A 24,992-nucleotide genomic window follows, 5' to 3' on the forward strand; every position below is an offset into this window, starting at 1 on the left:
GCTCACGGCTCGTCGTACCCCGGATGCGCGGCGGCCAGCCGTTGACGTACCAGGGCGCGCAGGCAGGCGATGACGTCATCGTCCCGGTTGCCGAGTTCGCCGGCCCGGATCGCCGCCGCCAGCGTGGCTTCGTCGGTGAACCCGAGTCCGGCCAGGGCCGCAGACGAAGCGGTGGCAGCCGCAGGAGCGGCGGAGGCCAGCAATTCGCGTTCGACCATGCGCAGGGCATTGGCTGCGACGCGGGCCTGAAATTTGACCGGCGCTCCGACCGTCTCGCTGTCGCGCACCGCGGTGTCGAGAAACTCTGCCACCGCGGCTACCAGCTCGGCCGCCGTCGGCCGTCCGTACAGGTTGCTCACGAGCTGCTCCCATCCAGCAGACACAACAGGTCCCACTCGGTTTCGCAGACCCGGCGCCCGATGGTCGCCAACTCCACTGACCGGGTCTGCCCGCTCAGATGCCGCTCGGCCTGGTAGCGGCAGATGACGCCCCAGCGCAGCGTGGCCAGGACGAGCCACCAGCGGATCGCCGACCGGTCCAGCGGCTGCCCGCCGGCGTTCTCGTAGGCGTCGAGGAAGCTCTGGATACTGCCGAGGCCGCCCGCCCCGAGGTCGGCCGGTGCGCCGAACCGCCAGGCCCGGATGCAGAACCAGGCCAGGTCCTCGTACACCTCGCCGAGGTGCACCAGCTCCCAGTCCAGTACCGCGGCCAGGCCAGAGCCGTCCACGATCACATTGCCCATCCGGAAGTCGCCGTGTACCAGCCGCAGTGGCGACGCGGGCGGCCGGTTGGCATCCAGCCAGCGAAACACCCACTCGAAAGTCGCTGTGGTGTCGCCTATCTCGTCGAGTTGCCCACGCCATTGCGCCACCTGGTCCAGCTCGACAAGGCCGGGCAGCGCCGGTGGGTCGGCCCGGTGGACGGCAGCCAGCGCCTGTGCGCACTGGGTCAGCAGCCGGGCCCGGCCGGCGTCGTCGAGCATGCGCTGAATGCGCCGCACTATGGTCTCGCCACCGATGAAGTCGCAGATGAGGAAGGGATCACCCAGGGCGGCAACGGAGTTGTCGGCGACCAGCACGTGGGGGACCGGGGCCCCGGCCAGAGCCGCCGCCCGTTGTGCACCGGCCTCCAGTTCCATCCCGGCGTGTACCTCATCGGGTGCACCGGTACGCAGGATCAGCGGGCGCCGGGTCGAGTCCGTGACGGCATCGAACGACCAGGTGGTGCGGCTTGCTCCGCCGGTCAGCTCGCGCAGATTATCGACGGAGACATCGGCGCCCAGCACCGGGCTGAGGACGTTGGTGAGGCCGGTAGCCAGGGCCCCGGTCATTGCTTGGCCCTGCCGAACCCGAACAGCCGCTGGGCCACTCGGCGCATCTGGATCTCCTCGGCGCCTTCGGTGATCCGGTAGCGCCGGTGGTGGCGGTAGATGTGCTCGAATGGTTCGTGGCGGCTGTAGCCGATGCCGCCGTGGACCTGCATGGCGCGATCCGCGGCCTCACACACCAGGCGGTTGGCGCGGTAATTTGCCATCGAGACCTTGTCGGAAACCTCCATGTGGTGGTTCTGGTCCAGCTGCGTTGCGGCATACCGGACGAGCAACCGGACCATCTGCGCCTCGGTCTGCAGTTCCACCAACGGCCATTGCACGGCCTGGTTCACCGCGAGCGGCTTGCCGAACACCTTGCGCCGGTTGGCGTAGTCCACTGCGCGGTCGATGCAGAACTGTGCGGCGCCGAGACTGCTGGCGGCCTGGCGGATCCGGTTCTCGTGCAGGAACGTCTGCCCGACCTCGAGGCCGCGGTCGACCTCGCCGAGCACCGCGTCAGCCGGCACCCGGACGTTGTCCAGCTCGACCTCGCCGTGATCGGTGGGCATGTTGAACGTCCACCAGTAGAACGGGACCGTGAATCCCGGCGCGTCGGTGGGCACCAGGAATGCGCTGATGCCACGCGCCTGTCCCGGATCGCCGGAGGTGCGGGCGAAGATCAGATCGTGCGTGGCACGGTGTACGCCGGTGTTCCATCGCTTGCGACCGTTGATGATCCAGCCTTCCCCATCGGGCACCGCCGTGGTTTCCAGCCAGGTCGCGTCGGACCCGTGGTCGGGTTCGGTCAACCCGAACGCCATCGAGCGCTTGCCGGTGAGCATCGCCTCGACCCATTCGGCCTTCTGGGCCTCGGTGCCGAACCGGTCCATCATGATCACCTGCGGGAAGTTGCCGACGATCGAGGACTCGTCCTGTAGGTCGTTGTGCAGTCCCAGACCCTTGTGCGCCAGATGTTCCCGGATCACGGCCATGTCGAGGTTGCTGCCGTCGCGTCCGCCGAACCGGGCCGGCAGCCCGTAGCGCAGCCAGCCGGCGGCGTCGGCACGACGGCGCATCTCGTCGAGCAGATCCTCCCAGGCGCGGGCAGGCACACCGCCGTTCTCCCAGTCGGTGCGGGCGTATTCGCGGCGCTGGTCGAAGTACTGCATGTGTTCGAGCTCAAGCGGCTTGATCTCGGCCTCGATGAACTCGTCCATCTCGGCAAGCACACCTGAAAGATGTTCGGGCAAAGCGAAATCCACGACGATCTCTCTTTCTCGGGGTCAGAAGCCGTAAAGGGTCTTCTTCCAGATTGTGGACAGGGTGACGATGGCTTCGGCGTCGCTGATCTCGATGCCAAGGCCAGATTGACCGACGAATACCGTGGTGAAGTTCTCGAACAACAAGGCAATGGCCGCCGCCACGTGCTCTGGTTGTAGTCCCTGGGCGTGGCCCTGATCCTGCGCGTGATGCACCGACGCGATGACGATGTCGATGCCGAACCGGCGGAACTTGTTCTGCACGTCGGCGAATCGCTGCTGGGTGGCGGCCAACTGGGCGACCGCGATCATGATGCCGATGTTCTGTTTGAAGATGTTCCAGTAGCCGGTGACCACCGTGGTGAAGAACTCGGTGTCGTCGGGGGAGTCCGGCAGGTGCAGGTTCAGCCCGGACGGTTCGACGACGTCGTGCAGGAACGATTCGGCCAGCGCGGCCAGCAGATCCTCCTTGTCGGTGAAGTACCGATAGAACACCGCCGGACTCTTGCCCGCGGCCGAGGTGATGTCGGACAGGGTGGTGCCGTGAAAGCCACGCTCGGCAAATAGTTTCCGCGCGGCAAGCTCGATCGCCGACCGCGTCTGGCGGCCTTTGGTGCCCAGCTCGGCAGCGGTCATCGACGTCTCAGTTCAAGATCCGGTCGCCGGCGCGCAGCAGCGCGCTGGGGAGCTCGTGGCCCACGGCCTCCTGCGCGGCGCGGGCGGCGACGATGGCGGCGGGCAGGTCGACATCGACCGCGATATCGCTGTCGCGCAACATGTAGACGAGGTCCTCGGTGGCGATGTTGCCGCTTGCTCCCGGGGCGAAGGGGCAGCCGCCCAGCCCGCCGACCGAGGCGTCCAGCCGGGTCACGCCGGCCTGCACGGCGGCGTAGGCACTGGCCAGGCCCGCGCCACGGGTGTTGTGGAAATGGGCACCTAGCGGCAGGTCCCCGATCAGGGGCCGGACCTTCGCGACCAATGTGCTGACCCGCCGCGGCGTGGTGGTGCCGATGGTGTCGGCGATGGCAATCCGATTGACCCCGAAACCGGCGGCCGCCGAAGCGATGTCGAGCACCCGCTGCGGATCGGTGGGGCCGTCGAACGGGCAGTCCCACGCGGTGGCGATGATCACCTCGACAGAGGTGCCGCTGTCGGCCGCGAGGGCCACGATGTCGGCGATCTGTGCGATGGCCTCCGCCGAGCTTCGTCCGACGTTGGCTTGTGAGTGGGCGTCGGATGCGGACACCACGTATTCGATCGAGCGCAGGCCTGCGGCGATGGCGCGTTTGGCGCCGTTGGGGCTGGCGACCAGCGCGGAGAACTCGACTTCCGGGAACCGGTGCAGTTCTTCGGCGAGTTCGGCAGCGTCGGCCAGGGCAGGGACCTTCGAGGGGGAGACGAACGCCGTCGCCTCCACCTCGCGCACCCCGGTGGCAACGATGGCTTCGAGGATCGCAACCTTGGCCGACAACGGAATCGGCGTCTCGATCTGCAGGCCATCCCGCAGGCATACCTCGCGGATATCGACCTTGTCGGGCAGGTTCATCTCACAGCACTCCCTCGGCGCGCAGGGTTTCCAGGTCTTGTGCACTGCGCCCCAGCAGGCCGCCGTACACCTCGTCGTTGTGCTGGCCGGGACGGGCTGAGCCGGCGTTGCGGATGGTGCCAGGTGACTCGGAGAGCACCGGGACGACGCCGGGGCCCTTGACGTTGCGCTGCACCCGTTCGTCCCAATGATCGGCGAGCATGCCGCGGGCCTGCAGTTGCGGATCCTCCATGACCTCGGCCACGGTGTTGATCGGCCCGCTGATGACGCCGGCTTGCGAGAGGGTCTCGATGATCTCCTCCGGCTGCCGCCGCACCGCCCAATCGCCGATGATCTTGTCCAGCTCGTCCTGATTGCGGCCCCGGGCAACGTGATTGGCGAAGCGATCATCGGTCGCCAGCTCCGGACTGCCCATCGCCGCGCACAACCGGCGGAACACGGTGTCCTGGTTGGCGGCGATCACCACCCAGCTCCCGTTGGCGCTCTGGTAGATGTTCGACGGCGCGATACCTTCCAGCCGCGTGCCCGATGGCCCGCGCACCACGCCGCCGACGTCATAGTCGGGGATGGTGGATTCCTGTATGGCCAGGCAGCTTTCGGTCAGCGCGGTGTCGACGATCTGGCCCTCGCCGGTGACGGTGCGTCGGTAGAGGGCAGCCAGCGCACCCTGGGCCGCGAACATACCGGCCAGGCTGTCGCCCAGTGAGAGGGCCAGCCGGGGTGGGGGACCGCCCGGGAATCCGTTCATGTGCCGCAACCCACTGGATGCCTCGGCCACCGAGGCGTAGCCGGCCTTGCCGGCGTCGGGTCCGGTCTGTCCATACCCGGATACCCTGACCAGGATGATGCCCTTGTTCCGGTCGCGCAGAACGTCATAGCCCAGGTCCCACTTCTCCAGCGTGCCCGGGCGGAAGTTCTCCACGATGATGTCGGACCGTTCGACCAGCTCCAGGAAAAGAGCCCGGCCGGCTTCCTTCCTCAGGTCCAGGGTGACGGCCTTCTTGTTGCGGGCGTGCACGGTCCAGAAGAAGTGGTGCCCGTCGAGTTCGGCCTGCCCCCAGGTGCGCAGCGGATCCGGGGTGGCCGGCAGTTCGACCTTGATGACCTCGGCGCCCATGTCGCCCAGCAAGCGGCCGGCGAACGGCCCGGAGATCAGGGTGCCGAGTTCGATCACCCGGACCCCGTCCAAAGCTCCTGTTGTCATGACGGATCCAATGAGAACCCATGCCGGTGAAGCCAATCCGTGCAGATCGCGACGGCTTGGCGCAGCGTGCCGCGTTGATCGGGACCCGAGTAGTAGTGGTTGGCGCCGGGGATCTCGTGCATTTCTTTGTCGGAATGACCGATCGCCTCGTACAGCCGTCGGGTGTGGCTGGGCGTGCAGGCGTCGTCGGCCAGATTGCCGATCACCAGGGCGGGCACCGCGATGTCCGGCCCGGCCTTGACAGCGTCACCGTTGGCGTCGTCGTAGCTCCACTGGGACAGCCAGCTGCGCAGTGTGCAGAACCGGGCCAGGCCGACCGGGCTCATGTTCACCACCTGAGGGTCGCCGAGATAACACGTACCGGGTTGGCGATCGTTGGGATCGACGCTGGGGTCCAGCCAGCGCGGGTCGGCCATGGTGCCGTGCACAACGAACGCGAACTCGTCATCCGGTCGCCCGGCGTCCTTGAGCTCCGCCAGTTTTTCTTTGACCCACTTGGTGATTCGCCGGTTCCGGGCAACCTGTGCCTGGTGGTAACGCTCGAGGAACTCCGGTGTGTACGGCGGTTGGTTGGGGTTGTCTGGGTTGTAGAGGTCGAGTTCCGGATCCCGCTTGGTGGGGTCGTTCTCGTCGAGGATGGAGGCGTCCATCCACTCGGTCATGGTGCCGTGCCGGCTGATATGCGCGGCCAGCAGCATGATTGCGTCGGCCGGGATCAATCCGAGCTTGGTCAGATCCGGGCCGTCCCCGGAGGGACTTGCCGTCACCGTCGGGTGCTGCGCCTGCTGCTGGTAGAACACCGAGAGCGAACCGCCGCCGCTCCACCCGGCCAGTACCACCTTGTCGTAGCCGAGCCGGTTCTTGGCATCCTTGATGCACTCGCCGAGATCCTCGACCACCTTCTCCATGAGCAAAGCCGAGTCCGTGCCACGAAACCGGCTGTTGCAGTAGATGACATGGTGCCCGGCGCGGGCCAGCGCATTGATCATCGGCAGATACGCGCCACCACCGATCGGGTGCATGAACACCAGGACGGTATCTGAGGGTTTCGATTTGGGCCGCAACAGATAGCTCTCCAGCACGACAAGCTCGGCGACGCCGCCGTACACGTCGCGGACGGACGAGTTGTTCTGGTAGGCGACAAGATACGGGATGCGGTCGTACTCGTGCTTCACGGGTGCTTCGGTGGTTGCGGTCATCGCTAGTGCTGCCCCAGATCGTTGGCGAGGATTTCGGCGGACGGGATGAGACGACGTCGGGTGTCGATGGCGATCACCGACCAGTCGACCCGGTCGTAGTCGTCGAATTTGCGGCGGGCCCGTTCCCTGGCCTTTTCCGGGGCGCCGTGGTGGACGCCCTGCGGTGCGTGGGAAACCAGGCCGGGCGGCATCGGGATGCCGTAGAGCGTTCCGCCGTGGAAGAAGGCGATCTCGTCGTAGTCGACATTGCGGTGATACCACGGCGTGCGCTCGGTGCCCGGAACGCTCTCGGCGGGCTTGGGGAGGAAATTCATCACGTACACGCCGGTGGCCTGCATGAAGAGGTGCACGGTCGGTGGCAGGTGCACGCTCTCGGAGGTGATGACGGTGTAGTCCTCGATATTGAAGGTGAACGGGAAGTTGTCGCCCCGCCAGCCTTCCACGTCGAGCGGATTGTGTTGGTAGATAAGAGAGGTCGTCCCTACCCCGTCAATCGGGGAATGGACCAGCCGGACTTCGTACTCATCCCTGCCATCGTCGTCGATCGGCTGCGGCTCGGGGATGGTGACCTGCGCCGGGTCGAACGGGAAGTGGCGGCCGAGGGTGCCGGCCGGCGGGACCCGGAAGTCGTCGGTGGCCTGGATCATGAGCCACGTACTCTCGCTGTCCGGCACCTGACGGAACGTGCAGGCCTTCGGCATGTAGACCCAGTCGCCCTCGCGGTAGCGCAGTGGACCGAACTCGGTTTCCAGCAGGCCCGACCCTTTGTGGACGAACAGCAGCAGGTCGCCGTCGATGTAGCGGACGAAGAACGGCATCTCCTCGCTGCGCCGGCTCAACAGCACCTGGCAATCGGCGTTGGAGAACATCAGCAGCGGGCCGCCATGGGCGTCGGTGGCGTCGCTGGGCTTGAGCTCGCTGGACAACACGTCGGTGGGGCGCAGGGGGCCGACGGTGCGGTAGGCGGTCGGGTCGTTGCGCCGGTACATGTTCGCGGTGCGGCCGACGAAACCGCCGCGGCCGAGTTCGTCGTCCTTGAGGCCGTCGAGGTCGGCATGTACCCGTTTCGGGGTTTTGCCTTTGCGCAGGTGGACGAATGATTCCATGCTCGACTCCTGAAGGTGCGGGCTAAAAACTGAAAGTGACTTTACTTTTTCTTACGGACGGTGACAAGGGGTGGCAGCGGCCGATCTGCGGCGTTTTGGGCCCGGCTTCCCGGGGTAGCCCTTCATGGGCGTTGAGCCCGCTTCTGTCCGTCGGTGTCAACGAAAGGACTCGCATGCGAAAGGAATTGGAAGGCCGCAGGGTCGGGATCCTTGCCGCCGACGGTGTGGAGCGCATCGAACTCGAACAACCGCGCACGGCCGTCGAGAACGAGGGCGGTCACGTCGAGCTGCTGTCACTCAAGGCCGGGGAGATCCAGGCTCGCGATCACGATCTCGAACCTGCAGGCACCTTTCCGGTGGATCGCACTGTTGCCGAGGCGAAGGTGGATCAGTTCGACGCGCTGATCCTGCCCGGGGGCACCGTGAACCCGGACAAGTTGAGGCTCGACGAGACCGCGGTGGCGTTCGTCCGCGATTTCGTCCGATCCGGCAAGCCCGTCGCCGCGATCTGCCACGGGCCATGGACCCTGGTTGAAGCTGGCGTGGTTCGCGACCGCACGTTGACCAGCTATCCGAGTATCCGCACCGACCTTCGTAACGCCGGTGCCACCGTGGTGGATCAGCAGGTCTGTATCGATGGCAACCTGATCACCAGCCGCGCGCCGGACGATCTGCCCGCGTTCTGTGAGGCCGTCACCGAGGTATTGGCGAGTAGCCCGGCCCAGACTTGAGCGCGGGCCGGGCCATGACTACTCGCGCCACCGTCGACACGGCCGGTGCTGAACCGGTCGCTGAGCAATCCACCAATCGGCAGCGCAACTTCGTCTTCCTGGCGGTCGTGCTCGGCATGCTGCTGGCCGCCCTCGACCAGACGATCGTGGCGACCGCGCTGCCCACCGTCGTCGCCGATCTGGGCGGCGCGGGACACCAGGCCTGGGTGGTCACGAGCTATCTGCTCGCCTCGACCATCGTGACCGCCGTAGTGGGCAGGCTGGGGGACACCTTCGGGCGCAAGAAGGTTTTCCAGGTGGCGATCCTGCTGTTCCTCGTCGGATCGGTGTTGTGCGGATCGGCCGGGTCGATGGGGATGCTCGTCGCGTCGAGGGCGCTGCAGGGGCTCGGCGGTGGCGCCATCACGGTGACCGCAGTCGCGGTGATCGGCGAGGTCATCCCGTTGCGCGACCGCGGCCGCTACCAGGGCGCGCTGGGTGCGGTCTTCGGCGTCACCACCGTCATCGGTCCCCTGCTCGGCGGACTGTTCACCGATCACCTGAGCTGGCGGTGGGCCTTCTGGATCAACGTGCCGGTGGCGGTGGTGGTCATCGCGATCGCCGCGGTGGCCATACCCGAATTCACCCGCACCGCCAGGCCGGTACTCGATTACGCGGGCATCGTCCTGGTCGGACTCGGTGCGGCCGGTCTGACCCTGGCTACCAGTTGGGGTGGCACCACCTATCCATGGGGTTCGGCGACGATCATCGGGCTGTTCGTCGCATCGGTGGCCGCTCTGGTGGCTTTCGTCTTCGTCGAACGCCTTGCCACCGAACCGGTTCTGCCCATCCGGTTGTTCGCCAATCCGGTCTTCACGGTGTGCTGCGTGTTGTCGTTCGTGGTGGGCTTCGCGATGTTGGGTGCGCTGACCTTCCTGCCGACCTACATGCAGTTCGTCGACGGTGTCTCGGCCACCGCATCGGGGCTGCGCACCCTGCCGATGGTCGCCGGGCTGCTGGTCACCTCTCTGGGCAGCGGCGTACTCGTCGGGCGGACCGGGAAATACCGGATCTTCCCGATTGCCGGCACCGCGGTAATGGCAATCGGATTCGTGCTGTTGTCCCGGATGGACGCCGACACCTCGACATTGACGCAGTCCCTCTACCTTCTCGTGCTGGGCTGCGGGATCGGGCTCAGCATGCAGGTGCTGATCCTGGTGGTGCAGAACACCGTCGACTTCACCGATCTCGGTGTCGCCACATCGGGCGTGACGTTCTTCCGGGCGATCGGCAGTTCTTTCGGCGCAGCGATTTTCGGCTCGCTGTTCGCCAACTTCCTCGGCGACCGGCTTCCGCCGGCGATGGCAAGCAGCGGCGCACCCCCGGAAGCCGCGACATCGCCCCAGGCGCTGCATGCACTGCCGCATGAGATCGCGGCGCCGATCGTCGACGCCTATGCCGATTCACTGACCCGCGTGTTCCTGTTCGCGGCCCCGTTCGCCGTCGTCGGCTTCATCCTGGCGCTCTTCCTCAAGCAGGTTCCGTTGCGCGACACCGCGGCGAGCGGCAGTACCGACATGGGTGAGGGCTTCGGCATGCCGACCACCGAGTCACCGGAGAAGCTCCTCGAAATGGCGATCGGCCGGCTGCTGCAACGTAGTCACGGTATCGATCTCGAGGCCCTGGCCCAGTCGCCCCGCAGCCGGCTGGATGCCGCGCAGCTGTGGGCGCTGATCCAGATCTACCGGCATGCCGCGGCGACCGGGGCCGCCAACCTGTACGACATCGCCGACGAGCGCCGGGTGCCGCGGCAGATCCTGGAGCCTACGTTCGACCGGTTGGTTGCCTCGGGTCTGGCGGCACGGAGCGGACGCGAGTTCTCTCTCACCCCCGCGGGGGCGGCGGAGATCAGTTCGGCTCGAAACATCATCTCGGGCTGGCTCACCGAATCTCTCGCGCAGTCACCGGAATTCGAGGGCCGGCCCGACCGCTTGCAGGTGCAGGGCGCGCTCGACCGTCTCGCGCGCGGTGTCCTGATGGAGCGAGATCCGGCGCAGGACGAGACCCGGCCGATGAAGTTGGGGCCGTCGCGGCGCCCCGTCGTGGAACCACCGACCACCCGGCTGCGCACCCCGGTGGCCCAGCCGCCGGCGGAACCGCCCACGCGACCGTTTCGCCCGGGGGCGGGGGCTCCGCCGCGGGGCAGGCCGCGTCCGCCGCGCCGTTGACGTTGCACCTCAGATCATGGAGGTCCGGGGAATCTTCATCCCCAGCGCGAGCGCCCCGGCCAACTCCCTGCTGGTGTCGTAGTCGAACACCACATGTCCGGACAGGACGTCGACATCGCGCTTGAACCGTTGTAGCGGGCTGGACAGGAAATGGATGCTCGCGCCGCCAGAGCCCAACAGATCGGCGATCACCGCCTTGGACTCGGTGACAATGTGGGCGGCGGCAAGCCGGGCCTGCGCGCGCACCGGCTTGTCCACCGCGTCGCCGGTCGCCACGATGCCCTCGATCTCGCCGACGGTGTCGGCCAGTAGGGCGCGTAGCGCACGCACCCGCACCTGAGCCCCGGCCAGATGGGCCTGCGCGATCGGCTTGTCCTTCTGTACTACGCCCTCGTAAGGCAGTACCCGTTCGCCGAGGCGCTGCGCGTAGATCTCGGTGACCCGCTCAGCGCTGCCCAGGGCAGGCATCGCCGCCAGCAGTGCCAGTGCGGGCACCATCGGCCAGCGGTAAGTGGCGCTGTCGTGCAGTCCGGCGCCCGGCGCGGTACCGGAATAGATGTCGAGTACCTTCACCAGTCGGTGCTCCGGGACGAAGACGTCGGTGGCGATGGCGTCGTTGGAGCCGGTGGCCCGCATGCCGTCGGTGTGCCACACGTCGGCCACGGTCACATCGGCCATGGGCAGCAGCGCGAGTGCCGGATACAACGCGTCGTCGGGTCCACACAACGCGGCGACGATGATCCAGTTGCCGTGCATGACGCCGGTGGCCCAGGACCACCTGCCGGTCAGGCGGATGCCGCCCTCGGCCGGCAGTCCGCGCCCGGTCGGTGCCAGGGGAGCCGGGGCCAGGAACGGGCGGTTCGCGAACGCCTCCGCCTGGGCCTGCTCGCCGAACAACGAGAGCATCCAGTTGTGCAGGGCCAGGAACCCGATGGTCCAGGCGCTGGACGTGCATCCGTGGGCCATCCGGCGTACCGGATCCAGGATTGCCGGGAAATCGGCCTGCTGACCGCCGTAGCGAGCGGGTACCAGGAGCTCGGTGAAGCCGGAGTCGACGAGGTCGGTCACCGTTGCATCCGGAAGCCGACGCAACTCCTCGGCTTCACCGGCCCGATCGGCGAGTCGGGTGACGAATTCGGCGGTGATGACGCAGTCCGTGGCGGGGGGCGAGGTCATGGCCCGAAAACTACCATACTTTTTAGTATGGTCATGATCGGGGCCGTCCCGAGGACGCCGGCCGGCCAATTTGAAAACCGGTTGGCGACGATCAGATAACCCTCCGGACACCAGTTGTGAACAGATGCGCATCGTTGTTCATCGAACGTCACCCCTGCGTGCGCTAGTGTCGAGCCGTTTACCCAGGTAGATCCCCTGGAGACGGGCAATAGATAAAGTCGAAATCACTTTTTGAAATCCGCAGATGTGCAGTTCGGCGGCGCGCCGCGGGTTTTCCCCTGTCGTGGCCGCGTGCTTTACTCATGGCGCAACAACTGAATTCTTTGGTCCGCTCTGCTGCGTCTTCTTAGGCGTCCGGGCGTTGGGGAGCGGGCGTGGCAACACAGCGGTCGATCGTTGTGGGGCTGCTTGGCGATGTTGATCGCTGATCGCACAAAAGGGCGTAATTGACCCGGAAGACGGATGGATTCGCAGTATGACCTTCATTGACAAGATTCGTGGCCATTGGGCACGCCGCATGACGGTGGCGGCTGTGGCAGCGCTGATGCTGCCTGGCTTGATCGGAGTGACCGGCGGATCGGCGACCGCGGGAGCATTCTCCCGCCCTGGTCTGCCGGTGGAGTACCTGATGGTTCCGTCGCCGTCGATGGGCCGCGACATCAAGATTCAGTTCCAGAGCGGTGGGCCGGGTTCGCACGCGGTGTACCTGCTCGACGGCCTGCGTGCCCAGGACGACTTCAACGGCTGGGACATCAACACCAACGCGTTCGAGATGTTCCTCAACAGCGGCCTGTCGGTGGTCATGCCGGTCGGTGGTCAGTCCAGCTTCTACGCCGACTGGTACAACCAGGCCTGCGGTAAGGCGGGCTGCACCACGTACAAGTGGGAGACCTTCCTGACCAGCGAGCTGCCGCAGTGGCTGGCCGCCAACCGCGATGTCGCGGCGAACGGTAACGCCGCGGTCGGTCTGTCGATGGCCGGCTCCGCCGCACTGATCCTGGCGACCTACCACCCCGACCGGTTCATCTACGCCGGCTCGATGTCGGGCTTCCTGAACCCCTCCGAGGGCTGGTGGCCGTTCCTGATCAACATCTCCATGGGTGATGCCGGCGGCTACAAGGCCAACGACATGTGGGGTCCGACGGAGGATCCGAACAGCGGTTGGAAGCGCAACGACCCGATGGTGCAGATCCCGACGCTGGTCGCGAACAACACGCGGCTCTGGATCTACTGCGGTAACGGCCAGCCCAACGAGCTGGGTGGCGGCGACCTGCCGGCCACCTTCCTCGAAGGCCTGACCATCAAGACCAACCGCAGTTTCCAGGACAACTACATCGCCGCAGGCGGCACCAACGGTGTGTTCAACTTCCCGGACGCCGGTACCCACAACTGGGCCTACTGGGGTCAGCAGTTGCAGGCCATGGTTCCGGACCTGCAGCGGGTGCTCGGCTAAGTTCCTCCCGCTCGCTCTCGTAGCGCGAGCAGACGTGAAACCCCCCGAATCTTGCGAGATTCGGGGGGTTTTGCGTCTGTTGGTCAGAAGTCGCCGGTCACCCTAGTTGGCCGAGCAGACGCAAAACTGCCCAAAACCATGTGGTTTTGGGCAGTTTGCTGGGGGCCTCCCGCTTGCGGGAGAGAAGAAAACTACTTCAGTTCGGCAGAGGACAGCCCGAGCAGGCGGCGGGCGACCACCAGCTGCTGGATCTGCTGCGTGCCTTCGAAGATGTCGAGGATCTTGGAGTCGCGGGCCCACTTCTCCAGCAGGGTCTGCTCGGAATAGCCCGTGGTGCCCGCCATCTCGACGGCCTTGAGGGTGATGTCGCTGGCGACCCGGGCTGCCTTGGCCTTCCCCATGGAGGCTTCCTTGGAGTTGGGGATGCTGTTGTCGGCCTGCCATGCCGAGCGGACGGTCAACAGGTAGCCGGCCTCCCAGTCGGCCTCCATCCGCAGGAACTCCGCCGCGGGGGCGCTCTGCGCATGGGCCGGCTTGTCGTAGGAGATCTCGATGCCGGCGTCGGTGAGGATCGCCCGCAGGTCTTCCAGGGCGGCGCGGGCAATGCCGACCGCCATGGCCGCCACGATGGGCCGGGTGTTGTCAAAGGTCTCCATGACCCCGGCAAAACCCTTGTCCACGTGGATCTCCGGATCGCCCAGGAGGTTGGTCTTGGGGATGCGGGCATTCTCGAAACGGATCACCGCGGTGTCGGACGCCTTGATACCCAGCTTGTGCTCCAGGCGCTCGACGGTCACGCCGGGATGCTCGCGCGGCACGATGAACGACTTGATGGCCGCCCGACCCAACGACTTGTCGAGTGTCGCCCACACCACGATGTGGGTGGCCCGCGAACCCGCGGTGACGAAGATCTTCTCGCCGTTGATCACGTACTCATCGCCGTCTAGCACTGCTGTGGTGGTGACCGCCGCCGAGTCGGAGCCGAAGCCAGGCTCGGTGATGGCCATCGCGGCCCACACGTCCTTGCCCAGGCTCTCGAGCTGCTCGGGGGTTGCCACCGAGGAGATGGCGGCGTTACCGAGGCCCTGACGCGGCACCGAGAGCAGCAGGGCGACATCGCCCCAACTGATTTCGAGCGCGTTGAGCAGCGCGGACATATTGGCGCCGTTGACGGTGACCTTCTCGCCCTTGCCGTTGGCGTCGTCGCGGAACGCCTCGGCGCCCGCGAACGAGATCGTCTTCGCGCTCGAGATGCCCTCGAACAGGGTGGCCAGGGTGTCGAGCTCGACCGGGTAGGCGTGCTCGGCGAGATCGTACTTGCGCGAGATCGGGCGAAGCATTTCGGCGGCGCCCTGGTGGCCCTTCTCGATGACCGCCCGCAGTTTGCGAGGCATTTCCAGATTGATTGCCATGATTAGTCTTTCGCTTGGGTAACCGTTTAGAGGACGCCGCAGTCAGATGACAACGACACCTTCGGCGACGCCGATGGCCCGCAGATCGCGGTACCACCGCTCGACCGGGTGTTCCTTGGTGTAACCGTGACCGCCCAGCAGCTGCACGCCGTCCAGGCCGATCTGCATGCCCTTGTCGGTACCGAGCTTGTGTGCCAGTGCCGCCTCGCGGGCGAACGGCAGCCCCTGCTCGGCGCGGGCGGCGCCGCGCCACGTGATCAGGCGCAGGCCATCGAGTTCGATGGCGATGTTGGCGGTCATGAAGGCCACCGACTGGCGGTGGGCGATCGGCTCACCGAACGCCTGACGTTCCTTGATGTAAGGAATCACGTAGTCGAGCACCGCGTGCGAGGTGCCGACAGCCAATGCGGCCCAGCCCAGCCGGGACAGGGCGATCGCGTCGCTGTAGTCCTGATCCGTAGCTCCGTCCTCACCGAGCAGATTGCCCAGCGGCACCGCCACGTTGTCGAGCTCGATCTGTCCCAGCGCCGCGGCCCGGATGCCCATGCTCGGGTCGGCCTTGACCGTGAGACCCGGTGACGAGGCCTCGACGATGAACATTGCCGGCTTGCCGTTCAATTGCGCTGCCACGATGAACAATTCGGCATCGGCGGCGGCCGGCACCAATGACTTGACGCCGGACAGGCGGTAGCCGCTGGGGGTGCGTACCGCGGTGGTCCTCAGCGCGGTGGGGTCGAACAGCGCGTGGGGTTCGGCGATCGCGACGCAGGCCTGCGGGACGTTCTCGCCGGCGAATTCCTTGAGATAGGTGGACTGCTGATCCGCGCTGCCCCAGTGGGTCAGTGCCGAGGCGACGCCCCCGGGCGCCAGGATCGGCAGGGCCAGGCCCATGTCGCCGTACGCCAGAGCCTCGGCGACGAGTGCATTGGTCACCGTGCTGCGATGTTCGGCGATGCCGTCGAAGTCCTCGGGCACGTTGACCGCGGTGATGCCCAGTTCAGCGGCCTTGGCGATCAGATCCGCGGGATAGGCGGCGGCAGCGTCGGCGTCATGGGCAGCAGGCCGCAAGATCTCCGCGGCGAATTCCCCGACCGTCTCGACGATCATCTGCTGGTCTTCGTCGGGGGTGAGGTCGAAGTAGTCGGCCCCGCTGGCCTTCAGCCGGGTCGGCGCCTTGCCCAGGCCCTGGACGCGCTGGAATTGCCGCGTGGCGGCACCCGCGGCGGAAAACGCTTGCTTCACACCATATTTCAGACCGCGATTCAGCGGATCGCGCAGACCGTAGCGATCCAGGAATTCCTGGCCGACGATCGGGGTGATCAGCGCCAAACCGATGTCGGTCGCGGTGCGCTTGTGCTTGTGCAATCCGACCGCGCTTTGCCGGCCGGAGCTGGAGGGACGTGTGGGAGTGCCGTTCTTGGACGGCAGGGTGTTGGTCATGTCAGCTGCCTCTGTTGGTCGTGGCGACGCATCTGACCGTATCTTACTCCGGAGTAAGGTATGGCATCTGTTACCAACCTCACAGCGCATCGGCGGGGGAACCCGCCCTGAACTCAGCTCGCCGAAAGCCTGGCGACGACCGCGTCATGGAGTGGCCCGTTGGTGGCCAGCGCACTGCCTCCGTGCGGTCCGGGCTCACCGTCGATGCTGGTGAACGTGCCGCCGGCCTCGCGGATCAAGATGTCCAGCGGGGCGATGTCCCAGAGCTTCACCTCGGGCTCGCAGGCGATGTCGACCGCACCCTCGGCGACCATGCAGTACGACCAGAAGTCGCCGTAGGCCCGCACGCGCCACACCGCATCGGTGAGTTCGACGAATCGGTCCCGACGGTCTTCCCAGCCGGTGGTCAGATCCGAGTATGACAGGCTTGCCGACGCAAGGTCGGTGACGCCCGACACCGACAGTTTGCGGGTTGCCCCGGCGAATGAGCCGAATGCGCCCTGGCCCAGCCCGGCCCACCACCGGCGTGCGAGCGCCGGTGCACTCACCACACCGATGGTCGGGACGCCGTCCTCGAGCAACGCGATCAACGTGCACCACACGGGCACGCCTCGGACGAAGTTCTTGGTCCCGTCGATAGGATCGATCACCCACTGCCGACCGGTCAATGTCGTTGTGCCACCGAACTCTTCGCCGAACACCGTGTCGTCGGGGCGCGCCGCGGCCAGCGATGCGCGCAGGGCTTCCTCGGCTCCGCGGTCGGCATCGGTGACCGGGGTCAGGTCGGGTTTGGTCTCGATGCGCAGATCCAGGGCGCCGAAGCGATCCATGGTGAGTGCGTCGGCCTGATCGGCCAATTCGAGGGCCAATGCCAAGTCATCTGCGATGGTGCTCATGGCTGAAGTCCTACCATGGCCTGGTGTGGGAAATCGGCATACTCCTCTTGCTCGTCGGCGCTCTCGTCCTGCTGTTGGCGCCACGGATCATGCGGCGTCGCGGAATTCGCGGTGAACTGGCGCACGGCACGTTGCTGGTGACCGGGGTGAGCCCCCGCCCGGACGCCACGGGGGAGCAGTACGTCACGATCACCGGCGTCATCAGTGGGCCGACCGTCAACGAGCATGTCGTGTATCAGCGCATGGCTGTCGACGTGAACGACTGGCCGACGATGGGGGCGCTGTTCCCGGTGGTCTACTCGCCGAGCAACCCGGACAAGTGGGCTATGGCGCCCGGTGGGTCCCCGGGGCCAGAGGGTCCGCCGGGGACTCTGGGGGCGTGGAAGCCCTAGGAGGTCGGCCGACCGATTTCAGGCGTGCGCGATCCGGAGCAACTCGGCCACGCTGGCCAGCTTCACCCGGGGCCGGCCGACTGATTCCCCGGCCGCGCGCTCGTGCGCATCGATCAGCTGCCAGTGTTCGCCGGTGACCAGCTTCGGCTGGTGTTCCAACAGCCATTCGGCAAGCTCGATGCTGTACTCGGAGTCTCGCTCGTCCACTCCGGCGGCCCGAAGATCCTCCAGCAACGTGTCGACCGTGTCCTGTGAGTCTTTCTTGTTGCTGCCGATCACGCCGGACGGCCCCCGCTTGATCCAGCCCACCACGTATTCGTTACGGCTGCCGTCGATTCGGCCGTTGGTGTGCGGGATCGTGCCGGAGCGCTCGTCGAACGGCAGCCCCGGGGTGGGCACGCCGCGGTAACCCACCGCTCGCACCACCAGCTGGACCGGCAGCTCCTCGCGCTCACCGGTGTCCTTGGCCACCACCCGCCCGTCGGCATCGCGGACAAGTTCGTTGCGGCCCAGCACAATTGACTCAACTCGGTCCTCACCGCGCAATTCGATGGGGGAGGTGCAGAAACGGAACACGATGCGCCGCTTGGATTCTTGAGGTGGCTCGTCGACGTACTTGCGTAGCACCCTGATGTTCTGTTTGACGGTCTTGCTCGCCGCTTCGAGGTCGTCGTCGCTGATGCCGGCGAAATCGGCCGGATCGAGGATGACGTCGACGTCGCCGAGCCCCTCCATGTCGCCCAGCTCGCGCAGTTCCAGCGTTGTGAACGTCGCCTGCAACGGACCCCGGCGTCCGATCACGACGACTTCTTCCACCCCGCGGGTGTCCAGCGAGGTCAGCGCGTGGTTGGCGATGTCGGTGTTGGCCAGGGCCTGTGGGTCGCTGACCAGGATGCGCGCCACGTCCAGGGCGACGTTGCCGTTGCCGACGACCACGGCCCGCCCGCCCGCCAGGTTGGGTGCCATGCCGTCGAAATGCGGATGGGCGTTGTACCAGCCGACGAAATCAACCGCGGCCACGCTGCCGGGCAACTCTTCCCCGGGGATGTGCAGGGCCCGGTCGGACTGAGCCCCGATCGCATAGATAACCGAGTCGTAGCGTTGCGCCAACTCGGCCGGGGTGATGTGCTCGCCGATCTTGATGTTGCCGAAGAACCGGAACCGGGGATCGGCCGCGGTCTTGTCGAACTGCGCGCTGATCGACTTGATCTTCGGATGGTCGGGCGCGACTCCCGAGCGCACCAGCCCCCACGGGGTCGGCAGCATCTCGAGCATGTCGACTCGCACATCGCGATCGGAGTCGGGTAGATCGGCGAACTTCAGCAGCGATGCGGCAGCAAAGAATCCCGAGGGGCCGGAGCCGACGATCGCTACGTGATATGGGCGCATACCCTGCCTTCGTACGAGCGGAAAAACCGTCACAGACCCGGCTGACGGCGTGCTGGGCCGGGTACCAACCGACTTTAAACACAGATCGTCTGCGCTGCCGCGAGTCGGAGAGAACTGCCGCCGAAATGCCGCCGGGTACCCTGAACATTCGTGGATCCAGACCGCCAAGCCGCCGTAGCCGCACTCGACACCACCCTGACGACAGTGGAGCGGGTGCTCGACATCGATGGCCTGCGCCAGCGGATCGACATGCTCGAGCAGCAGGCCTCCGATCCGAACCTCTGGGACGACCAGTCGCGGGCCCAGAAGGTCACCAGTGATCTCTCCCATGCGCAGAGTGAACTGCGCCGGGTGCAGGACCTCCGTCAGCGCGTCGAGGATCTGCCGGTGCTGTTCGAACTCGCAGACGAAGAAGGGGGAGCAGACGGTTCCGAAGCTCTCGTCGAGGCCGATGCCGAGCTCACCAAACTCCGCGAGGAGATCGAGACCCTCGAGGTCCGCACCCTGCTCTCGGGCGAGTACGACGAGCGGGAAGCCGTCGTCACGATCCGCTCGGGCGCGGGCGGTGTCGACGCCGCCGACTGGGCCGAGATGCTGATGCGGATGTACATCCGATGGGCCGAGAAGCATGACTACCCGGTCGAGGTGTTCGACACGTCCTACGCCGAGGAGGCGGGCATCAAGAGCGCGACATTCGCCGTGCACGCTCCGTTCGCCTACGGCACCCTCTCGGTGGAACAAGGCACCCACCGACTCGTGCGGATCAGCCCGTTCGACAACCAGAGCCGGCGGCAGACGTCCTTCGCCGACGTCGAGGTGCTCCCGGTCGTGGAAACCACGGACCACATCGAGATCCCCGAAGGCGACCTGCGCGTCGACGTGTACCGGTCCAGCGGTCCGGGCGGACAGTCGGTGAACACCACCGACTCCGCTGTCCGGCTCACCCACATTCCCACCGGCATCGTGGTGACCTGCCAGAACGAGAAATCGCAGCTGCAGAACAAGGTCGCGGCGATGCGGGTTCTGCAGGCACGGCTGCTGGAACGCAAGCGTTTGGAGGAGCGTGCCGAGATGGACGCGCTCAAGGGTGACGGCGGCAGCTCCTGGGGCAACCAGATGCGGTCCTACGTGCTGCACCCCTATCAGATGGTGAAAGACCTGCGCACCGAGTACGAGGTCGGAAATCCGGCCACGGTGCTGGACGGGGACATCGACGGATTCCTGGAAGCGGGGATCAGATGGCGCAACAGAAAAGACGACGACGACTGATCGACGATGACTGATACCGTGCTCGCCCTTCCCCTCGCCGACCGCTGGCACGATTTCTGGCACGGCGAGATCGGCGTGTGGATCCTGACCACCGGACTGCATATCGCCCTGCTGCTGATCGGCGGTCTGCTCGCCGCACGCTTCATCAACTGGGCCGCGCAACGCGTGGTGCGCCGAATCGACGCCGAATACCAGGAAAGCGACCAGCTGGTGCGGTCGGAGAGCGCCAAGCACCGCCAAGCCGTCGCCTCGGTGATCTCCTGGGTGTCGGTGGCGGTGCTGTTCATCATCGTGCTGGTCGAGGTCACCGATGCGCTTGCGGTGCCCATCGCATCCCTGGTCGCCCCGGCCGCCGTGCTCGGTGCCGCGCTCGGTTTCGGCGCCCAGCGCATCGTGCAGGACCTGCTGGCCGGCTTCTTCATCATCACCGAGAAGCAGTACGGCTTCGGTGATCTCGTCAGGCTGACGATCGCCGCGGCCAACGAAGCCGAGGGCACGGTCGAGGACGTCACGCTCCGGGTCACCAAGCTGCGGTCCTCCGAAGGCGAGATGTTCACCGTGCCCAACGGACAGATCGTCAAGTCGCTGAACCTGTCGAAGGACTGGGCGCGCGCGGTCGTCGACATCCCGGTACCGGTGAGTGCCGACCTCAACGTGGTCAACGATGTGCTCAACGATGTCGCCGAGAAGGCCGCCGAGGACGGGGAGCTGTCCAAGCTGCTGCTCGACAAGCCGCAGCTGATGGGCGTCGAAAGCATCGGAGTCGACACCGTCAACCTCCGGATGGTGGCACGCACCCTGCCGGGCAAACAGTTCGACGTGGGCCGGCGGTTGCGGGTGCGGGTGGTGCGGGCACTCCGGCGTGCCGGAGTGGTGACGTCTTCAGACGGGACGATCGCCGCGGCAGGCGACGTCATGCATCCGGACGCGGTCGCTGAGACGGTCGCGACACCGCCGGCGACGACTCAGGAGCCGAAGAAGTGAAACTCGACTTCTCGCGGGCGACCACCGCTGCCGAAAAACTCTGGCGCAGCCGTGTCGGCCGCCTCCGCACGTCGACAGTGGTGTTGGTCGTGGTGTTCATCGCGCTGTCGTGGGTGCAGCAGGAGTACCGGCCCAAGGAGACCACCCCGCCCTCGCCCGATACCCAGGTGGTGCCGCCCGGGTTCGTGCCCGATCCCGACTACACCTGGGTGCCGCGCACCAAGCTGCAGACGCCTCGCTCGACGACGCCGACGGAGACGCCGGAGACGACCGAGACCACCACCCCGGAGACGACGACGCCGACAGAGACCCCCGGGACGACCGAGACCACGATTCCCGGAATGCCGACGAGTCCCACAACCACGCCACTGCCCGGGGCGCCCCGGACGACGGTGTTCGATCCGGACGGTCCGGGACTGCTCCCGCCCATCACTTTGCCGGTGCTGCCGGGGCCGGCACCGAGCCCCACGGTCGAACAGCAGCAACCGGGCCAGGAGCCGATGGCTCAGACATTGCCGCGATAGCCTGACCTGCCGGATGATTCCGCCCCGCTACACTGGCGTGCCGTGATGATCACCCTCGACCACGTGACGAAGCACTACAAGTCTTCGGCGCGCCCAGCGCTCGACGATGTCTCGTTGAAAATCGACAAGGGTGAGTTCGTCTTCCTGATCGGCCCGTCGGGTTCGGGCAAGTCGACGTTCATGCGGCTGCTGCTGGCGGCCGAGACGCCCACCTCCGGTGACATCCGGGTGTCCAAGTTTCATGTCAACAAACTCGCCGGCCGGCATGTCCCGAGCCTGCGTCAGGTCATCGGCTGCGTGTTCCAGGACTTCCGGCTGTTGCAGCAGAAGACCGTGTTCGAGAACGTGGCGTTCGCGCTCGAGGTGATCGGCAAGCGCGGCGAGGTGATCAACCGGGTGGTCCCGGACGTGCTGGAGATGGTCGGCTTGTCCGGCAAGGCCAACCGGTTGCCGAGCGAGCTGTCCGGTGGCGAGCAGCAGCGTGTCGCCATCGCGCGGGCCTTCGTCAACCGTCCGCTGGTCCTGATCGCCGACGAGCCCACCGGAAACTTGGATCCGGAGACCAGCAAGGACATCATGGACCTGCTGGAACGGATCAACCGCACCGGAACCACGGTGCTGATGGCCACCCACGACCATCACATCGTCGACTCCATGCGCCAGCGGGTCGTCGAACTCGAACTCGGCCGGCTGATCCGTGATGAGCAGCGCGGCGTCTACGGAATGGATCGCTAAGTGCGCTTCGGTTTTCTTGTCAATGAAGTTCTGACCGGGCTTCGCCGCAACGTCACGATGACGGTGGCGATGATCCTGACCACCGCCATCTCCATCGGCCTGTTCGGTGGCGGTCTGCTGGTGGTGCGGCTGGCCGACCAGTCCCGTGACATCTACCTCGATCGCGTCGAAAGCCAGGTGTTCCTGACCGACGACATCTCGGCCAACGACCCCAACTGCGACGCCGATGCGTGCAAGGCGCTGTACCGCATGATCGACGACCGTGACGACGTGCGCTCGCTGAGCTTCCTCAATCGTGAGCAGGCCTACAACGACGCGATCAAGAAGTTCCCGCAGTACAAGGATGTCGCGGGCAAGGATGCGTTCCCGGCATCGTTCATCGTCAAGCTCAACGACCCCGAGCAGCATGACGCGTTCGACAAGGCGATGCAGGGGCAGCCCGGCGTGCTCAATGTGCTCAACCAGAAGGATTTGATCGATCGGTTGTTCGCCGTGCTCGACGGTCTCAGTAGCGTCGCCTTCGCGGTGGCGCTGGTGCAGGCGATCGGTGCGGTGTTGCTGATCGCCAACATGGTTCAGGTGGCTGCCTACACCCGGCGCAACGAGATCGGCATCATGCGCCTGGTCGGTGCGACCCGCTGGTACACACAGCTGCCGTTCCTGGTGGAAGCGATGATCGCCGCATTGATCGGTGTGGTGATCGCGATCGTCGGGCTGATCGTGGTGCGAGCGGTGTTCCTCGAGAAAGCGCTCGACCAGTTTTATCAGTCGAATTTGATTGCCAGGGTCGACTACGCTGACGTCCTCTACTTCAGCGCACCATGGATGCTGTTCCTCGGTCTGGCGATGTCCGGGGTTACCGCGTACGTGACACTGCGGCTCTACATCCGAAGGTAATCGTGAGCTAGTGGCGACCAAGAAATCCAGCCCCGCCGGCAATAAGCAGATTGTGGCCAGCAATCGCAAGGCGCGGCACAACTACATGATCCTCGACACCTATGAGGCCGGTATCGCGCTGATGGGTACCGAGGTCAAGAGCCTGCGCGAAGGCCAGGCGTCGCTGGCCGACGCGTTCGCCACCGTCGACGACGGTGAGATCTGGCTGCGCAACGTGCACATCGCGGAGTACCACCACGGCACGTGGACCAACCATGCCCCGCGGCGCAACCGCAAGCTGCTGCTGCACCGTAGTCAGATCGACAACCTGATCGGCAAGATCCGTGACGGCAACCTGACGCTGGTGCCGCTGTCGATGTACTTCTCCGACGGCAAGGTCAAGGTCGAACTGGCGCTGGCCCGCGGTAAGCAGGCCCATGACAAACGTCAGGACCTGGCCAAACGGGATGCCGATCGGGAGATCACCCGTGAGCTGGGTCGCCGCGCCAAGGGCATGTAGTTCCGGTTCCTCTACCCCGCAAGCGACACGAAAATGCCTCGGAATAATGACTTGGCGTTCGCCGTTGGGTCTGACGTACCATTGACTGTCCTGCCGAGACTCGGCAGGGATGCGAGGGGCTGATCGGTTTCGACTTCGCGCATCGAATCAAGGGAAGCGTGCCGGTGCAGGCAAATGACCACCGTAAGCGTCGTTGCAACCAATTAAGCGCCGATTCCAATCAGCGCGACTACGCACTCGCTGCCTAAGCGACTGCGTGTCTGTCAGACCGGGAGCGCCCTCGGCCCGGACCCTGGCATCAGCTAGAGGGACCCACCCACGGGTTCGGTCGCGGGATCCGTGGGGACATCAAACAGCGACTGGGATCGTCATCTCGGCTTGTTCGCGTGACTGAGAGATCCGAGTAGAGGCACAGCGAACTGCGCACGGAGAAGCCTCGAGGAAGTGCCGTAGGACCCGGGTTCAATTCCCGGCAGCTCCACCGGTTGAGAACGGGCCAGGACGACAGTCCTGGCCCGTTCTCGTTTTCCATTAAGGACCGTCGTTGTCGATCAACAGTGCGACGATGGCGCCGTGAACCGCCTTCTCGGGAAGTCTGCTGTGATCACCGGGGCCGCCTTCGGCATCGGTCGGGCGACTGCCGAGCTCTTCACACGCGAGGGCGCGCGGCTCACCCTGACCGATATTCAGGGTGAGCCGCTGCTGGCGCTGGCCGACGAACTGCGGCGCGCCGGTGCCGAGGTCGAGACAGTCATCGGCGACGTCTCGGTAGAGAACGACGCCCGGCGGATGATCGCGGCGGCGGTCGACCGCTTCGGAGCTCTTGACGTGCTGGTGGCCAACGCCGGGGTCATCCCGCTCGGCGACGTGATGGAGGTGACCGCCGCCGGGTGGGACGAGGTGATGGCCATCGACGGGCGCGGCATGTTCCTCACGTGCAAGTTCGCGATCGAAGCGATGCTGCCGACCGGTGGTGGCGCCATCGTCTGCCTCTCCTCGATCTCCGGACTGGCCGGCCAGAAACGGCAGGCGGCCTATGGCCCCGCCAAGTTCATCGCCACCGGCTTGGCCAAGCATCTGGCGGTCGAGTGGGCCGACCAGGGAATCAGAGTCAACGCCGTTGCCCCCGGGACGATTCGGACCGACGCGGTCAAGCGGATTCCGCAACAGCCGGGCGGCTCGGAATACCTGGCCACGATCGAGCGGATGCATCCGATGGGCCGTCTCGGCGAACCGGCCGAAGTGGCCAGTGCCATCGTCTTCCTTGCCTCTGACGACGCCTCCTTCATCACCGGCGCAGTGCTGCCTGTCGACGGGGGATACCTCGCGCAGTAGCGTTCGCCTGGCGGACAACCTGGCAGGTCA

General features: G+C 66.0%; 24 protein-coding genes and 1 other RNA gene. 12 read left to right on the plus strand and 13 right to left on the minus strand.

Translation table 11 applies throughout. The annotated features are described in order from the left end of the window. Positions 1-2: 2 nt before the first annotated feature. Genes ACZYZF_RS21030 through ACZYZF_RS21065 form a run of 8 tightly spaced genes read right to left on the minus strand, consistent with a single transcriptional unit; the run spans position 3 to position 7,623 of the window. Complete coding sequence (locus tag ACZYZF_RS21030; protein WP_463836720.1) at positions 3-359, minus strand: DUF6285 domain-containing protein; 357 nt, start codon at positions 357-359, stop codon at positions 3-5. Continuing rightward, on the minus strand, positions 356-1,330 hold the full coding sequence (locus ACZYZF_RS21035; protein ID WP_463836721.1) for a phosphotransferase family protein: 975 nt from the start codon (positions 1,328-1,330) through the stop codon (positions 356-358). Before ACZYZF_RS21035 ends, ACZYZF_RS21030 begins: the two co-directional genes overlap by 4 nt. Further along, the gene (locus tag ACZYZF_RS21040) at positions 1,327-2,571 is read right to left on the minus strand and encodes an acyl-CoA dehydrogenase family protein (protein ID WP_463836722.1); all 1,245 of its coding nucleotides are present in this window, start codon (positions 2,569-2,571) and stop codon (positions 1,327-1,329) included. Before ACZYZF_RS21040 ends, ACZYZF_RS21035 begins: the two co-directional genes overlap by 4 nt. 21 nt (positions 2,572-2,592) lie before the next feature. Beyond that, the gene (locus tag ACZYZF_RS21045; protein WP_463836723.1) at positions 2,593-3,204 is read right to left on the minus strand and encodes a TetR/AcrR family transcriptional regulator; all 612 of its coding nucleotides are present in this window, start codon (positions 3,202-3,204) and stop codon (positions 2,593-2,595) included. A gap of 7 nt (positions 3,205-3,211) precedes the next feature. Then, the gene (locus tag ACZYZF_RS21050) at positions 3,212-4,114 is read right to left on the minus strand and encodes a hydroxymethylglutaryl-CoA lyase (protein WP_463836724.1); all 903 of its coding nucleotides are present in this window, start codon (positions 4,112-4,114) and stop codon (positions 3,212-3,214) included. Position 4,115: 1 nt separating this feature from the next. Then, complete coding sequence (locus ACZYZF_RS21055) at positions 4,116-5,318, minus strand: CaiB/BaiF CoA transferase family protein (protein ID WP_463744509.1); 1,203 nt, start codon at positions 5,316-5,318, stop codon at positions 4,116-4,118. Further along, positions 5,315-6,517: an alpha/beta hydrolase family protein gene (locus ACZYZF_RS21060; RefSeq protein ID WP_463836725.1), complete on the minus strand. Its 1,203-nt coding sequence runs from the start codon at positions 6,515-6,517 to the stop codon at positions 5,315-5,317. The genes ACZYZF_RS21055 and ACZYZF_RS21060 overlap by 4 nt, the downstream gene beginning before the upstream one ends. 2 nt (positions 6,518-6,519) lie before the next feature. Further along, complete coding sequence (locus ACZYZF_RS21065) at positions 6,520-7,623, minus strand: homogentisate 1,2-dioxygenase (protein ID WP_463836726.1); 1,104 nt, start codon at positions 7,621-7,623, stop codon at positions 6,520-6,522. Between the two features lie 173 nt (positions 7,624-7,796). Here ACZYZF_RS21065 and ACZYZF_RS21070 point away from each other — a divergent pair, with 173 nt between their 5' ends. Then, positions 7,797-8,354 (plus strand): type 1 glutamine amidotransferase domain-containing protein, encoded by a 558-nt coding sequence (locus tag ACZYZF_RS21070; RefSeq protein ID WP_463744506.1) that lies wholly within the window; start codon positions 7,797-7,799, stop codon positions 8,352-8,354. A gap of 14 nt (positions 8,355-8,368) precedes the next feature. After that, complete coding sequence (locus ACZYZF_RS21075; RefSeq protein WP_463836727.1) at positions 8,369-10,561, plus strand: MDR family MFS transporter; 2,193 nt, start codon at positions 8,369-8,371, stop codon at positions 10,559-10,561. A 9-nt stretch (positions 10,562-10,570) separates the two neighbouring features. On the opposite strand, the gene ACZYZF_RS21080 is transcribed toward ACZYZF_RS21075, so the two are convergent. Next, positions 10,571-11,737 carry an acyl-CoA dehydrogenase family protein gene (locus tag ACZYZF_RS21080; RefSeq protein WP_463744504.1) on the minus strand — a complete coding sequence of 389 codons (1,167 nt, stop codon included), beginning with the start codon at positions 11,735-11,737 and terminating at the stop codon, positions 10,571-10,573. A gap of 475 nt (positions 11,738-12,212) precedes the next feature. On the opposite strand from ACZYZF_RS21080, the gene ACZYZF_RS21085 reads away from it, so the two are divergent. Further along, positions 12,213-13,190 (plus strand): esterase family protein, encoded by a 978-nt coding sequence (locus tag ACZYZF_RS21085; protein WP_463744503.1) that lies wholly within the window; start codon positions 12,213-12,215, stop codon positions 13,188-13,190. Positions 13,191-13,381: 191 nt separating this feature from the next. On the opposite strand, the gene ACZYZF_RS21090 is transcribed toward ACZYZF_RS21085, so the two are convergent. From ACZYZF_RS21090 to hisN, 3 genes are all read right to left on the minus strand, one after another. Further along, the gene (locus ACZYZF_RS21090) at positions 13,382-14,602 is read right to left on the minus strand and encodes an acyl-CoA dehydrogenase family protein (protein WP_463744502.1); all 1,221 of its coding nucleotides are present in this window, start codon (positions 14,600-14,602) and stop codon (positions 13,382-13,384) included. A 42-nt stretch (positions 14,603-14,644) separates the two neighbouring features. Beyond that, the gene (locus ACZYZF_RS21095; RefSeq protein WP_463836728.1) at positions 14,645-16,042 is read right to left on the minus strand and encodes an acyl-CoA dehydrogenase family protein; all 1,398 of its coding nucleotides are present in this window, start codon (positions 16,040-16,042) and stop codon (positions 14,645-14,647) included. Between the two features lie 113 nt (positions 16,043-16,155). Next, positions 16,156-16,938: a histidinol-phosphatase gene (hisN, locus tag ACZYZF_RS21100; RefSeq protein WP_463836729.1), complete on the minus strand. Its 783-nt coding sequence runs from the start codon at positions 16,936-16,938 to the stop codon at positions 16,156-16,158. A 23-nt stretch (positions 16,939-16,961) separates the two neighbouring features. On the opposite strand from hisN, the gene ACZYZF_RS21105 reads away from it, so the two are divergent. Then, positions 16,962-17,330 (plus strand): hypothetical protein, encoded by a 369-nt coding sequence (locus tag ACZYZF_RS21105; protein WP_463836730.1) that lies wholly within the window; start codon positions 16,962-16,964, stop codon positions 17,328-17,330. Between the two features lie 18 nt (positions 17,331-17,348). On the opposite strand, the gene ACZYZF_RS21110 is transcribed toward ACZYZF_RS21105, so the two are convergent. Beyond that, positions 17,349-18,719: an FAD-dependent oxidoreductase gene (locus ACZYZF_RS21110; protein ID WP_463836731.1), complete on the minus strand. Its 1,371-nt coding sequence runs from the start codon at positions 18,717-18,719 to the stop codon at positions 17,349-17,351. Between the two features lie 150 nt (positions 18,720-18,869). Here ACZYZF_RS21110 and prfB point away from each other — a divergent pair, with 150 nt between their 5' ends. The 8 genes from prfB to ACZYZF_RS21150 all read left to right on the plus strand — a co-directional run bounded on the left by prfB (position 18,870) and on the right by ACZYZF_RS21150 (position 24,962). After that, positions 18,870-19,988: a peptide chain release factor 2 gene (prfB, locus tag ACZYZF_RS21115; RefSeq protein WP_463744497.1), complete on the plus strand. Its 1,119-nt coding sequence runs from the start codon at positions 18,870-18,872 to the stop codon at positions 19,986-19,988. Positions 19,989-19,994: 6 nt separating this feature from the next. Next, on the plus strand, positions 19,995-20,972 hold the full coding sequence (locus ACZYZF_RS21120; protein WP_463744496.1) for a mechanosensitive ion channel family protein: 978 nt from the start codon (positions 19,995-19,997) through the stop codon (positions 20,970-20,972). Beyond that, entirely contained in the window at positions 20,969-21,496 is a 528-nt protein-coding gene (locus ACZYZF_RS21125; RefSeq protein WP_463836732.1) for a hypothetical protein, read from the plus strand. Before ACZYZF_RS21120 ends, ACZYZF_RS21125 begins: the two co-directional genes overlap by 4 nt. Positions 21,497-21,541: 45 nt before the next feature. Then, positions 21,542-22,231, plus strand: a complete 690-nt coding sequence (gene ftsE, locus ACZYZF_RS21130) for a cell division ATP-binding protein FtsE (protein ID WP_064896558.1) — start codon at positions 21,542-21,544, stop codon at positions 22,229-22,231. Next, positions 22,232-23,128 (plus strand): permease-like cell division protein FtsX, encoded by an 897-nt coding sequence (gene ftsX / locus ACZYZF_RS21135; protein ID WP_166903838.1) that lies wholly within the window; start codon positions 22,232-22,234, stop codon positions 23,126-23,128. 10 nt (positions 23,129-23,138) lie between these two features. Continuing rightward, positions 23,139-23,627 carry an SsrA-binding protein SmpB gene (gene smpB / locus ACZYZF_RS21140; RefSeq protein ID WP_064929252.1) on the plus strand — a complete coding sequence of 163 codons (489 nt, stop codon included), beginning with the start codon at positions 23,139-23,141 and terminating at the stop codon, positions 23,625-23,627. Between the two features lie 115 nt (positions 23,628-23,742). Further along, positions 23,743-24,111, plus strand: a transfer-messenger RNA (tmRNA) gene (gene ssrA, locus ACZYZF_RS21145). A gap of 89 nt (positions 24,112-24,200) precedes the next feature. Further along, positions 24,201-24,962 carry an SDR family NAD(P)-dependent oxidoreductase gene (locus ACZYZF_RS21150; protein ID WP_463744494.1) on the plus strand — a complete coding sequence of 254 codons (762 nt, stop codon included), beginning with the start codon at positions 24,201-24,203 and terminating at the stop codon, positions 24,960-24,962. The last annotated feature ends 30 nt before the right edge of the window (positions 24,963-24,992 follow it).

The sequence above is a fragment of the Mycobacterium sp. IDUB_24 genome, from assembly GCF_055419385.1.